The sequence below is a fragment of the Proteus sp. G2626 genome, from assembly GCF_009915985.1.
Lineage (GTDB): Bacteria > Pseudomonadota > Gammaproteobacteria > Enterobacterales > Enterobacteriaceae > Proteus > Proteus vulgaris.
In genome coordinates, this window is record NZ_JAABNH010000021.1 from 1 (window position 1) to 13,262 (window position 13,262).

16 protein-coding genes are annotated in these 13,262 nt (G+C 44.6%); all 16 read left to right on the forward strand.

Features of this window, described 5'->3' with window-relative positions; genetic code table 11:
* Positions 1 to 180 precede the first annotated feature (180 nt).
* Entirely contained in the window at positions 181 to 648 is a 468-nt protein-coding gene (locus GWJ05_RS08585; RefSeq protein WP_036905779.1) for a phage terminase small subunit P27 family, read from the forward strand.
* On the forward strand, positions 602 to 2,344 hold the full coding sequence (locus GWJ05_RS08590; protein ID WP_161681357.1) for a terminase large subunit: 1,743 nt from the start codon (positions 602 to 604) through the stop codon (positions 2,342 to 2,344). The genes GWJ05_RS08585 and GWJ05_RS08590 overlap by 47 nt, the downstream gene beginning before the upstream one ends.
* Positions 2,345 to 3,676, forward strand: coding sequence for a phage portal protein (locus GWJ05_RS08595; protein ID WP_058336210.1), 1,332 nt, complete (start codon positions 2,345 to 2,347; stop codon positions 3,674 to 3,676). It abuts the gene before it with no gap.
* A complete protein-coding gene (locus tag GWJ05_RS08600; protein ID WP_109395509.1) occupies positions 3,673 to 4,524 on the forward strand; it encodes a head maturation protease, ClpP-related in 852 nt (283 codons plus the stop codon). Before GWJ05_RS08595 ends, GWJ05_RS08600 begins: the two co-directional genes overlap by 4 nt.
* 11 nt (positions 4,525 to 4,535) lie before the next feature.
* Positions 4,536 to 5,750, forward strand: a complete 1,215-nt coding sequence (locus tag GWJ05_RS08605; protein ID WP_161681358.1) for a phage major capsid protein — start codon at positions 4,536 to 4,538, stop codon at positions 5,748 to 5,750.
* Positions 5,751 to 5,795: 45 nt separating this feature from the next.
* Positions 5,796 to 5,990 carry a DUF7210 family protein gene (locus tag GWJ05_RS08610; RefSeq protein ID WP_072071162.1) on the forward strand — a complete coding sequence of 65 codons (195 nt, stop codon included), beginning with the start codon at positions 5,796 to 5,798 and terminating at the stop codon, positions 5,988 to 5,990.
* Entirely contained in the window at positions 5,990 to 6,316 is a 327-nt protein-coding gene (locus tag GWJ05_RS08615) for a head-tail connector protein (RefSeq protein ID WP_161681359.1), read from the forward strand. Before GWJ05_RS08610 ends, GWJ05_RS08615 begins: the two co-directional genes overlap by 1 nt.
* Before the next feature lie 8 nt (positions 6,317 to 6,324).
* Complete coding sequence (locus GWJ05_RS08620) at positions 6,325 to 6,654, forward strand: phage head closure protein (protein WP_161681360.1); 330 nt, start codon at positions 6,325 to 6,327, stop codon at positions 6,652 to 6,654.
* Between the two features lie 16 nt (positions 6,655 to 6,670).
* Positions 6,671 to 7,117, forward strand: a complete 447-nt coding sequence (locus GWJ05_RS08625) for an HK97-gp10 family putative phage morphogenesis protein (RefSeq protein ID WP_237585115.1) — start codon at positions 6,671 to 6,673, stop codon at positions 7,115 to 7,117.
* A gap of 5 nt (positions 7,118 to 7,122) precedes the next feature.
* On the forward strand, positions 7,123 to 7,464 hold the full coding sequence (gp17, locus tag GWJ05_RS08630; protein ID WP_109910851.1) for a tail completion protein gp17: 342 nt from the start codon (positions 7,123 to 7,125) through the stop codon (positions 7,462 to 7,464).
* Positions 7,465 to 7,473: 9 nt separating this feature from the next.
* A complete protein-coding gene (locus GWJ05_RS08635) occupies positions 7,474 to 8,139 on the forward strand; it encodes a hypothetical protein (protein ID WP_036937600.1) in 666 nt (221 codons plus the stop codon).
* A gap of 64 nt (positions 8,140 to 8,203) precedes the next feature.
* Positions 8,204 to 8,620 carry a hypothetical protein gene (locus GWJ05_RS08640; RefSeq protein ID WP_161681364.1) on the forward strand — a complete coding sequence of 139 codons (417 nt, stop codon included), beginning with the start codon at positions 8,204 to 8,206 and terminating at the stop codon, positions 8,618 to 8,620.
* Between the two features lie 44 nt (positions 8,621 to 8,664).
* Positions 8,665 to 8,895: a phage tail assembly protein T gene (locus GWJ05_RS08645; protein WP_223231949.1), complete on the forward strand. Its 231-nt coding sequence runs from the start codon at positions 8,665 to 8,667 to the stop codon at positions 8,893 to 8,895.
* 40 nt (positions 8,896 to 8,935) lie between these two features.
* Positions 8,936 to 12,223, forward strand: coding sequence for a phage tail tape measure protein (locus GWJ05_RS08650; RefSeq protein ID WP_161681365.1), 3,288 nt, complete (start codon positions 8,936 to 8,938; stop codon positions 12,221 to 12,223).
* Positions 12,224 to 12,820 carry a hypothetical protein gene (locus GWJ05_RS08655; RefSeq protein ID WP_036918208.1) on the forward strand — a complete coding sequence of 199 codons (597 nt, stop codon included), beginning with the start codon at positions 12,224 to 12,226 and terminating at the stop codon, positions 12,818 to 12,820.
* Positions 12,820 to 13,262, forward strand: a 443-nt coding sequence (locus GWJ05_RS08660) for a hypothetical protein (RefSeq protein WP_161681363.1), incomplete at its 3' end; no start/stop codon positions are given. The genes GWJ05_RS08655 and GWJ05_RS08660, both read left to right, overlap by 1 nt.

Sequence of the window (13,262 nt, forward strand, 5' to 3'; positions counted from 1 at the left end):
AAAGTCATTGGCTGTAATGCGGATGGTATTCCACTCGATCCCAATTCTCATTGGCATCAATAACACAATGAATACAGGGTGGGAGCGGGGTAAAAGTTCAGACACTTTCGCCCTGATTACCTAGCGCCCTCATTTGTGCGCACAACCGCGAAATGAAAAGTTTTTTTCTGGGAGGTTCCGATGGCAGGAAGACGCCCGAAACCGACCCACTTGAAGGTGGTCACCGGTAATCCGGGAAAACGAAAACTCAACGATAAAGAACCCCAACCTAAACGTGAAATTCCAAGCCCGCCCGAACATTTAACGGATTGGGGGAAAATGGCGTGGGCAAAATTAACCTTATTACTCGATGGAATGGGTGTTTTAACCGTGGCTGACACGCTGGCATTAGAACGGCTGTGTGATATCTACGCCGATATTCTTCAATTGCGAGACACCATTGCCATTGAGGGGCGGACATACACCACAAAAACGCAATCAGGGGATTTTTTAATTAAAGCGAATCCTGCTGTTGCCATGTTGGCCGATGCAGATCGCCGTTTTAAAAGTTATTTAGTCGAGTTTGGTTTAACCCCTGCCGCTCGCTCGAAGGTGAATATGGATGGTGGAGAAGAAGAGGAAGATCCGCTCAACCAATATTTCGGTTGATCCCGCAACACAATACGCGCAAGACGTGCATCAAGGCAAAATCTTAGCGGGGCCTGATATTCGTCATGCATGTGCACGTCATCTCAAAGATTTAAACGAAGCCGAGCAACGAGGATTAGTCTGGGATGTCGAGGCTGTCAAAAGGGTGATCGATTTTTTCGCGAAAGTCTTAAAGCTCAATGGCGGGGAACATGAAGGCAAACCGTTTATTTTATTGCCTTGGCAATGCTTTGTGATTGGCTCCATTTTTGGCTGGAAAATGACTGATGGTACACGGCGATTTCGCATTGTGTACGTTGAATCAGGTAAAGGTTCAGGAAAATCACCGATGGCGGGTGGCGTTGGGTTGTATTGTTTAGTCGCCGACAGTGAACCGCGTGCTGAAGTGTATGCGGCAGCCACGAAAAAAGACCAAGCCATGGTTTTGTTTCGTGATGCGGTGGCAATGGTTGATCAATCTCCCGCATTAAGTCAGCGGATCACCAAATCAGGCGGAACAGGCAAAGAGTGGAACTTGGCTTATTTGAAAACGAGTTCATTCTTTCGTCCGATTAGTTCGGATGATGGGCAATCAGGGCCTCGTCCCCATTGTGCGTTGATTGATGAAATTCATGAGCATAAAAATAATACCGCCGTTGAGATGATGCGAGCGGGCACAAAAGGTCGGCGACAAGCCTTGATATTTATGATCACCAATAGTGGGCATGATAAAACCAGTGTGTGTTATGACTACCATGAATACGGACGAAAAGTTGCCGAAGGCACTATCGAAGACGACAGCTTCTTTTCCTATATTTGCTCACTGGATGAGGGCGATGATCCCTTTAAGGATGAGTCTTGCTGGGGGAAAGCCAATCCGTCATTGGGCTACACCTTTTCTGATCGCTATTTGCGCGAACAAGTGACACAAGCTCGAGGTATGCCCGCGAAAGAAAGCATTGTGCGTCGGCTTAATTTTTGTCAGTGGGTGGATGCCGATAATCCGTGGATTAACAGTGAAACATGGATGCAGTGTGAAAACACGTTCACATTCGATGACCTTCAAGGTGAAGAGTGTTATGGCGGACTGGACTTATCGGGAACCAAAGATTTAACCGCATTAGCCTTGTATTTTCCTAGTCTCAAACGTCTTTATGTCGAATTTTGGACACCCAAAGACACTTTATTGGATAGAGCGAAAACCGACCGAGTGCCTTACGACTTATGGGTAAGGCAAGGTTTTATGCATACCACGCCAGGGAATGCGGTGAGATATGAATTTGTGGCAGAACGCATTGCTGAAATGGCGATGCACGTCAGCATGAGAGCCATTGCCTTTGACCCTTATCGCATTAAATACCTTGAACCCAAACTCGATGACGCGGGTGTGACGGTTCCTTTAACTCCGCATGGACAAGGATATTACAAAGCCAAAGATTCAGGGCTGTGGATGCCACACTCTATCGAACTGTTTGAACAGCTCATTGATGACAAGAAGATTGAGATCCACGCCAATCCTTGTTTGAGATGGAATGCCGCATCCGCTGTGCTTGAGGCTGACCAAAAAGATAACCGCGTCTTTGCCAAGAAAAAAAGCACGGGTCGAATTGATGGAGTGGTGGCCTCTGCAATGGCGATTGGGGCTTCTGAAGGGGAATTCGAGGATGAAGGGGATATTGATGGTTTCTTTGATAACCCAATTATTGTGGGGATCTAAATGCGTAACGTGAAAAAAAAGAGCCGAATAAAATCGGCGATCCTCAATTGGATGGGGATACCCATTAGTTTAACTGATGGCGCCTTTTGGGAAGAATGGATTGGAAAGAGTAGCAGTGGCAAGGTGGTCACCGCAGATAATGCATTACAGCTGTCTGCGGTATGGTCTTGCGTTCGGTTACTCAGTGAATCTATTTCGACATTGCCATTGAAAATCTATCAAACGAAGGCGGATGGCTCGCGCGAACTGGCGAAACATCATCCCGCTTACACAGTATTATGCCGAAAACCCAATGCAGAAATGACGCCTTCTCGCTTTATGTTGATGGTTGTTGCCAGCTTATGTTTAAGAGGAAATGCGTTTATTGAAAAATGTTATATCGGGAAAAAGTTGGTTTCTCTTCAACCGTTATTACCTCAAAACATGACGGTGAAACGATTGGAAAATGGGCAATTGGAATATACCTATACTATGCCTAAATCGAATAAACGGGTTATTCCCGTTAAAAATATGATGCATATTCGAGGGTTTGGTATGGATGGTGTGTGCGGAATGATACCGATCCAGATTGGGCGTGATGTGATTGGTACCGCGTTATCGACGGATGAAGCGGCCGGAAAAGTGTTTGAAAATGGGTTACAAACCAGTGGATTATTAACGTCAAAGAATGCCTTGAAAGCCGATCAACGAGAACGCCTAAGAAAGCATTTAATGACGTTTACCGGCTCAAAAAATGCCGGAAAGGTGATGATCCTTGAAGCGGATTTGTCTTATCAAAATGTCACCATGAACCCTGAAACGGCGCAATTATTACAAAGTCGCGGATTTAGCATTGAGGAAATTTGCCGTTGGTTTCGCGTTCCACCTTTTATGGTGGGGCATGCCGATAAGCAAAGTAGTTGGGCATCCAGTGTGGAAGGGATGAATATGCAGTTTTTGACCAATACACTACGTCCCTTATTGGTCAATATTGAGCAAGAAATTAATCGTTGTTTACTCGACAGTGATGATGATTATTATGCGGAATTTTCTGTTGAGGGCTTATTACGTGCAGACAGTGCAGGACGTTCAGCTTATTACACAACAGCGTTACAAAATGGCTGGATGAGCCGAAATGATGTTCGACGGTTAGAGAATTTACCGCCTATTGAAGGGGGCGATATTTATACGGTTCAGCTTAATTTAACGCCACTGGATCAGCTCGGAAAAGATATCACGAACAATGAAGCTGAAAAGCTCAAAGCACAGATCACTAACTGGTTATTTCCTGAAGGTGAACCTGTAACCCCATCTCAATCCAATCCACCTCGTCCCGAGGAGTCATCGTTATGAAAAAAAATCAGTTGCCAGTCGCGCTGGAGGATCGCCCCTGCGCATCGATTCGCTATGAGCTGAAACCCAAAGCACTGGATAAATGGAATAGCCGTATTCGGGCATCCAGTGCGGATAACTCGATTTCGATATTGGACGTCGTTGGAGAAGATTATTGGGGTGAAGGTGTCACCGCTAAACGGATTTCCGCCGCGCTTCGTGCCATTGGTGAGCAAGATATTGTCGTTAACCTCAATAGTCCAGGGGGCGATATGTTTGAAGGGTTGGCAATTTATAACTTGCTTCGTGCTCACAGTGGCAAGGTAACGGTCAATATTTTGGGCATTGCCGCTTCCGCTGCGTCCATTATTGCGATGGCAGGGGATGAAATAAAAATGGGGCGCGGTGCCTTTTTAATGATCCATAACTGTTGGGCAATGGGGGTAGGAAATCGTCACGACTTTGCAAAACTTGCTCATGATCTCGCCCCTTTTGATGCCTCGATGACCGATATCTATGTGGCACGCAGTGGGCAATCGAGTGACGTGGTGAGTCAGATGATGGACAACGAAACATATATCAGTGCGAGTGAAGCGATAGAAAAGGGATTTGCGGACAGCCTACTTTCTGCCGATGTGATTGACGAAGGTGATGAAAGTCCCCAAGCCGCGATCCGAAAACTGGATGCGCTACTTGCCAAAACCAACACACCTCGTGCTGAACGACGAAAACTAATTAGTGCATTAACCCGAAGTACGCCGAGCGCTACTTCCCAACCTAATGGTATGCCAAGCGCTACCTGCGATATTAATCCTGAAATCCTGTCAAAATTGGAGGAGGCGGTGACCGCCTTTGCCTGCGTTAAGTAATTGGAGTGACTATGTCAGAGACAAATGAATTATTAAAAAACCTATCGGCAAAAATTGAAGAAGCCAATCAGCATTTTAATGCCAAAGCTGAAGAAGCGTTAAAAGAAGCGCAGAAAGTGGGTGGATTAAGTGAAGAAACGAAACATGCCGTAGACAAAATGGCAACCGAGCTAAATGCGCTACGCGAATCTGAAAAAACACTGAAAGCCGCATTAGGGGATTTAGAACAACATGTTGCGCAAATGCCACTCAATAATGCGGTGCAGGTTGTAAAAAGTGTTGGTCAACAAGTGATCTCGGCTGAAGTATTAAAAGAGATCAATTCCAGCATTCAAGAGGGCAAGCGTGTTTCAATTCCTGTTCAGGCAGCATTAACATCTACGGGGGTTGCCGAAGGCGTAGTTGAACCACAACGATTGTCGGGTATCGATGTTGCACCGAAACAACGACTTTTTATTCGTGACTTAATTGCGTCAGGTAAAACGCAATCTCCCGCCATTTTCTGGGTTCAGCAAACGGGGTTTACCAACAAGGCGGCGGTTGCGCCTGAAAATACCACTAAGCCGTATAGCGACATTGCCTTTGCGACCAAAATCACGCCAGTGACGACGATTGCTCATATGTTTAAAGCGTCTAAACAAATCTTAGATGATTTTTCTCAGTTGCAGTCGTTGATTGATGCAGAAATGCGTTATGGATTGAAGTTTGTTGAAGAGCAAGAAATTTTATTTGGTGATGGATCTGGGGCTCATTTGCACGGCATTATCCCACAAGCCACTCAATATAAAGCCTCCTTTACGGTTGAAAAACAAAATGGTATCGATGATTTACGGCTTGCCATGCTTCAAGCTCAATTGGCGCGTTTCCCTGCTTCTGGTCACGTTTTACACTTTATTGACTGGGCGAAAATTGAACTAACCAAAGACGCTTTGGGGCGCTATATTTTGGCTAATCCTTCCGCATTAACAGGGCCGACTTTATGGGGATTACCGGTTGTGGCAACAGAAACTCCCGCGTTTAAAGGGAAATTCTTAACAGGGGCATTTAATGCGGGTGCACAGCTCTTTGATCGCGAAGAAACGAATGTGGTGATTTCAACGGAAAACGCCGATGATTTTGAGAAAAACATGATCTCTATTCGTTGTGAAGAGCGTCTTGCTTTGGCGATCAAACGTCCAGAAGCCTTTGTTTACGGTGATTTTACGGTAGCAACGTCAAGTGATTAATGTAACTAAGGCGGTCTTTATGACCGCTTTTTCTTTGGAGGTGATATGAAATTAGTCATCTTACGAGCCATTTATTTTGAGGGACGAGTGGTGCTTGAAGGCGAGCAGATTGATACCTTAGAGCAACATGGACGGGAGTTAATCCAAAAAGGCTATGCCAAAGAACAGGAAGAAACACATCTTGTTACTGAACCCGAACCTGAACCGAAAAGAAATATTAAGGCGAAAAAGGAGAAATAATGCTTTCTCTCAAATTGGTGAAGCAGCATTGCAATATCGATCCTGATTTTACGGATGACGATAATTTATTGACGCTGTATATCGGTTCCGCTGTGAAATATGTTGAAAATTACACGCGTCGAACATTACATAAAACTCAGGAGATGGATAAAGCACAAGAAGATCCTGAAGCCTTGTTCTTAACGGATGATGTGATTGCGGCAATGCTCTTATTAATTGCGCAATGGTATGAAAATCGTGAGGGGGTAATTTCGGGGCAAGCTTTTTCTACACAACCTTTTGCGGTCACCGCACTACTTCAACCTTACCGGATTTATGGGTTGTAGGAGGTTTTATGCGTGCAGGACGATTACGCCACACTATTCATATTCAAAAATCAGTATTAGCGCCCGATGCCATCAGTGGCAGTGATGTGATTTGGACGGATCATGCGACAAAAGTACGTGCAGCGATCATGCCTTATCAAGGGCGAGAATATTTTCAAGCTCAGCAAGTACAAAGTGAGGCCACAACGCGAATTCTTATTCGCTATATCGCTGATATCGATACCTCAATGCGTATTGTATGGGGTAAGCGAATATTTAATATTATTTCGATTATTGACCCTTATGAGCGTCATCGTGAGCTTCAATTAATGTGCAAAGAGGGCGTGAATGATGGGTGAAATTAAAATCAGTGGATTGTCTGAACTCGCTCAACGAATGCAAGACATCGCCCGTAAAACTAGAAATCAAAGCGCGCGTAAGGCGATGAATGTAGGGGCTTCGGCGTTAAAAGAAGAAATCAAACATCGAGTACCTATTCTTAAGGAAACGGTGCCTCATCGACGCAAAGGCACCATCAAGCGCAATATTCGTTCTAAAACGAAAGTGCAGCGCAATGGGCAAGTTAAAACGCGCATTTGGGTGAAATCATTATCGGGTAAAAAGGTGTCTGCCTTTAAACAGGCAACGGGAAAAAGTGCGGCATTGAACCCAAATGATCCGTTTTATTGGTGGTTTGTCGAGTTTGGCACCGCCAAGATGCCCGCACAACCGTTTATGCGGCCCAGTTTTGAAGCGAAAAAGGAAGCGACGGCTAAAGTGATTGTTCAAGCACTCAAAGAGGACATTGAAAAAGTAAGGTAGAGATCATGATACAGCAATTAAAAGAGACCCTTTCACCTCTTGTCGATGGAAGGGTTTTTTTTCAGGTATTACCCGAAGGCAAAGGGCATTATCCCGCCATTGTGATCCAGTTTGCCAGCATCACGCCTAACAGTGCGCTGGAGGATACGGATTTAGACAACTATCGCGTGCAACTTGATGTGTATGCGCCACAACCACAACCTCTCATAGTCTTGCGTAAAAAAATCGAGGCTCAGATTATCGAGGCAATCCCATTTGCACAACGAATGAATGCGGTCTTTGGGTATGAAGCGGATGTCAAATTGCATCGGCTTGTTCTTGAATTAATGATTTCATCAGATAAATAAGGAATGGATATGGCAAAGTCAAAAAACCATAAAGCGACGCCTTTCCTCGGCACGAAGATCTTTGTGCAAACAGGCTTAGGGGAGGCGATGACAGTGACGGAAGCGACGTTATCACCCGCAACCATTACCATCGCCAATAATAAACTGAAAGCGGATGACATGATTATGTTATCGGGTTTAGGGGAGTTAGATGGGCGTTTTCCCATTGCACAGGTTGATGGCAATAAAGTGACCCTGTGCGACGAAGTGGATTGGAGTGATAAAACGCTACCCACGGATTTTGTAAACGCCAAAGCACAACGTATTCAGTGGTCTAATAACTTTTGTGCGGTAAAAAGTTTCAGCAAAGACGGTTCGACAACCGAACAAATTGATGTCACTACCATTTGCAGTGATGGGAAGGAATATGAATCTGGCGATACGGAATACGGCTCAATTAAATTGACCTTTTTCTTACGGTATAGCTCCAGTGAGGTGCAGCGACTCTTGCGTAAATATGAAAACAGCAAAGAAAAATTCGCAGTGAAAATGGTCTTAACGCGAGATGAAGGCTCCATGTTTTATTACGGCTCCGTCGAAACGGGCATGAACATTGATGGCAGTGTAGGGCAAATGATGGATTCGGGGATCTCGATTAAATTGTCTGGCCGTGATTATTTGAATGCGAAGAAATAACCCTTAATTCATCCACCTCATTATTTCTCTTCTCCCTTCTCGATAAAAAATCTTAGGAGTAATTATGTCTAACGCGTTATTGCGTGAATTAGTGTTAAACCAAGCACTGAAAGTGACGCCTTTTACTTATTTAGACAACACCTTTTATGTCAAAGAGCTGGATGTTGGCACCATGAATTACATTCAGCGCAAACTTCGTCAAATTAAAATCAAGCTTGCCGAGGCGCAGGACATTTATTTAGATGAAGACGATCCCGAACAATTTAATGAGGCGATAAATCGTGTTTACGATGAATATGATGTCGCCAGAATGTTGGCTTTTAAGTTGTGTGATGAAAAAGGAGAGCTGCTTTTTGATGCTGAAAATGAAGAAGATTTAAAAGGTCTTAATCGTCTAGGGCAAGGGTTCTCTAATGCGGTATTTACAGCCGAAGCGGGGAACAGCGAAAAAAACTCGGAGAACGGCGACAATTCCAACTGATATTGTCGCTGGCACTGGGAAAAACGCTCGCAGAAATCGAGCAAATGCCTGAAAGCCACTTGTGTGAATATGAGGCCTTTTATCGCAAACAACCCTTTGGTTTATGGCGAGAGGATTATCGGATGGCACAAGTGGCGCATCTTCTCGCGATGATAAATCGTGATCCGAAAACGTCTCCACCTGAATTGATGGATTTTATGCCGATGTGGAAGAAGAAAATTACGGAAGAAGAGCTGTGGGATAACGTTACTGAGAGTGTATTAGCTAATCGATAGCCCCTTTGTTGGGGCTTTTTTATTGTTTTAAGGAGTTTTTATGGCTGGTGCATTGGGGAGACTAAATATCGATTTGACGCTGAATACGGCAAATTTCATAAATGCGATCAACCGTAGCCAGCGCCAAACAGAACAATTTGGGCAAAGTATTCGCGTCAGTCTTCAAGCTATCACCGTACAACAAGAGCGAATGGTATCGCAAACTGCAAAATCCTCGGCACTCTTTACCCGTTTTGCGAGCGTCGCAGTAAGTGCATTATCTGTACGGCAAGTGATTAATTATGCCGATGGTTGGACAGAATTACAGAACCGCTTAAAACTGGTGACGGAAAGTTCTATCGAGTTAAATAAAGCCACACAAGCCGTCTATGATATTGCCCAAAAAACCTATCAATCATTGGATGCCACAGCACAGGTTTATCAGCGTTTTGCGGATAATGCCGATCGTCTAGGATTAAGTCAGCAGAAAGTCGCTGAACTTACGGAAACCGTCTCTAAAGCGGTTTCTCTTTCAGGAGCCAGTGCTGCCTCTGCTACAATGGGGTTAACTCAGTTTGGCCAAGCATTAGCAGCAGGTCAGTTACGTGGGCAAGATTTAAATTCTGTTATCGAGCAAATCCCTGGTTTAGCACAGGCCATCGCAGAAGGCATGGGGATCTCCATGGGGGATTTAAAAAAGAAAGCCCAAGACGGTGAAATGGCGATTGATAAAATCATTCAGGCATTGGAGAAAGTCAAAAATTCTGTTGATCAGAAGTTTGCTTCCAGTGTGACAACCGTTAGTCAAGGTTTTACTAATTTACAATCAGCAATGACGAGGTTTGTTGGTGAAGCCAATCAAGGTACAGGTGCGACTCAGCTTTTAACGTCGGGCTTAGAGGGACTTTCTAATCACTTATCGACGGTGGCTAAAATCGCAGAAGGACTTGCAGTTACAGCTTTAGTCGCCAAGCTTTCTCAATGGACAAAAGCCACTTACTTAAAAAATCAAGCCACATTGAATGAAGCCAAAGCCACATTACAGAGTGCAGAGGCAAACAGTGTGGCAGCAACCAGTGCCGTGAGGAAGGCATGGGCGGATAAAGAGGCGGCATTATCGGCATTGAATTCTGCAAAAATGAGTTATCAAGTGGCGAAAGGAACCGCGGCAGAAGGTTATGCCTTAGAGAAAGTGATTGCGACAAAATCGTTAGCGACGGAAGCCTCTTTAAGATACAAACAAGCACTGATAGCAGAAACGGCGACACAGCGGGCATTAACGACGGCACGCCGTCAAGCCACGGTCGCAGGAAGAGCGTTGAGTGGGACATTGGCATTAGTTGGTGGCCCTGTTGGACTGGCGTTAACGGCAATAACGGCTGTTGGAATGGGCGTCTATGAATATAGCGAACATATCAAACAAGCTAAAAGAGAATCGATCGAATTTGCCAATGCTCTAGATACATCAACAGAAGCCTTAAAAGCAATGAATAATCAAGTATTGCTGACGAATATAGGCAAATTATCTGAAGGTATTGATGCTCAGATTGAAAAATTTGAAGGATCGTTAGAAAAAGCTAAAAAATTGGCAGCAGACTCGAAGTCCGGTTGGAGCTTAAATGCCTCGAGTTACTTGAGTTTTACGGGTGACCATGAAGGTTATAAAGAGATAATCGCGCAAAATCAAAGAGAAGCAAAAATCGGACTTGATGCAGCGATGGGGGAGGTGGCTTCACAGTTGACGATATTAGAGCGTCAGCGAGCCAGTATGCGACAAATGCTGGCATTGGTTGAAGAAAAACATGGTAAGCAAAGTGATGAATATCAGCGTTATGCATCGAAAGTAAAGGAGGCTGAGAGTGTCATTAACCAATTTAGGGTGACATTAAAAAACTTGGGTTATGATTTTGATGCGTTAATTAATAAGACAGATGAAGCGGCAAATAGTCAAGCTAATATGAGCGAGGTCATCGCAAAAAAAATAGAGGATTCTATTGCTGAATCTCGGCGTACTATCATGAAAGCTAAGGCTTCTCCTGCTGAGCTGGCTAAGTTGGATGCGGAAGATGTGCTGAAAAGACGGGGAATTAAACCTGAAGAAAAAGGTTATGAAGACGCTTTGACCGAAGAAATTAAAGCACAAAATGCGTTATTGGCTCAAAGAAATAAGCCAAAGAAATCCACCATTGATTATGCCAAGCAATACACCAAAATCTTAACGGAATTAGAGGAAAAACAAGCCTCACTGATTGCGGATGGACAAAGTATTCAGCTGTATGGTACTACCTCTTCCTTTAATGAATACACATCCGCCTTAGCCGATATCAAACAGAATAAAGATAAGTTTGATGCCATCTTAAAAATCGATCCCAAAGCGATTGAGACAATAAAAGAAAAAGCGAAAGCCATTGATGATCTGGCGCGTGCCAACTCGGTTGCGCAATTTGCTTATGATCGCAGTAAAGAAATTGAGCAGATGCAATTTGAAACCACCTTGATAGGAAAGTCACGCGCAGAGCAAGAAAAGATCAATGCCCTTCGTCAGATTGATGTGCTCTATCAGCAAGCCAGTGTGGATTTAGGCGAAAAAGAGTTGGCGAACTTACAACGCAATGTCGAACTCACTAAACAGCAGATTGAGGAAGAGCTGAGGAAGCGAGAGGCCATGAAAGGTGATCCGATGGCGGGATTAAAACAAGGCTTATCGGATTTCAATGAGTCGGCCATGGATGTGATGGAGAACGTCAGAAATGTCACTACCAATGCGCTTAATAATATGTCTGATGCGTTAGCCGATTTTGCTTTAACGGGTAAAGGAAGCTTTAAAGATTTTGCCAATGCGGTGATCTCCGATATCACTCGAATGGTGATGAAAATGCTGGTTTTCAAAGCCATTGAAGCAGGTGGGCAGGCAATGGGCTTTGATATGGGATGGATGAGCAAAGGACATGCTTACGGTGGTTATACGGGGCACGGCGGGAAATTTGAGCCTAAAGGGATTGTGCATGGTGGTGAGTTTGTTTTTACCAAAGAAGCGACGGCTAAATTGGGTGTCGGTAATCTCTATCGCTTAATGCATGCTGCGCAAGGTTATGCTTCAGGGGGCTTTGTGGGGGCGGCCGCAGGGCGAATACCCGTTACACCACAACCGACGTTAGCTCGTGCGAGTGGTGTACAAATGACGGTCGTTAATCATATTACGGTGACAGGAAATGGTGACGCTGTACTTGCGCAAGCAATGAAAGAAGCCGCACAACAAGGGACAGAAGCAGGCGCACAGAAAGCTCACGCGATGATGTTACAAGACTTTCAAAGTAATGGTGCAGCACGCAGAACATTAGGAGTTTAAATGTCTATTCTTGAATGGCCAAAAGAGGTGATCCCCACGCAGGAAAACTGGCAATTATTGAGTAACAGCAAAACCTTTACCTCACCATTTAATGGAAGTAGTCAAACGGTACGCTTTCCGGGAAGTCGTTGGCGTTGTGAGCTGACATTCAATAATTTAAATGAAGAGAAATCGCGCCAGTTAGAAGCGCTGGTGGCTTCATTGGATGGGATGTCGGGGCGAGTCAAAATAGCCAGTTGGATAAGAAAAGGGCGTTATGGGTATGGTTCGCCTCGCATTGCAATACCGAGCCAATTAGGTCATCGGCTAGAAACAAAGGACTGGAAGCGCAATATGCGCGTGTTACAGCAAGGGGATCGCTTAACTGTGGGCAATGAACTCAAAATGGTGGTGGCGGATGTGGTCAGTGATCATCAAGGACGTGCCATTATTCTTATTTCGCCGATGTTAAGAATGTCACCTACCGTCAATGAAATGCTCGAGGTTGAGCGTCCTTTTGGAGTATTTCGGCTCGTTGATAATGAACAGGGTAAATTTCAGCATCGTCGCTTGGGGTATACCAATATCACGTTATCTTTTGAGGAGGTGTTGTACTGATGCAATATCATCCATTTTCTGATGCCATGGTCAACGCGATTAATGAGGGGGCTTATATCGTTTTAGCTGCCAGACTCGATTTGAAATCAGGCGTGACCTGTGCGCATACCGGTGTTGGGCAACTGATTATTGCGGGGGAAACCTATTTAGGTGTAGGAAGTTTAGGCGAAATCAGTCAGCTAAAAGAAAATAAGACAACCAGTCCCCCACAATTACAGCTTAAATTAGCGGGTTTTGATAAATCGCTGGTGGGGATGGTGATGAATGAGCAAAGTCGAGGGCGAGAAGTGCGGTTGATGATGGTTGCCATCGGTGAAGAGGGAAAACCGCTTCTTGCTGAAATCTTATTTGTCGGACAAATCACATCGATTAATGTGGTGTCTGGCGAAGAAAATGCCGTATGTGTTAATGTTTCTAATCGATTCGAGCGATGGTCAATCGG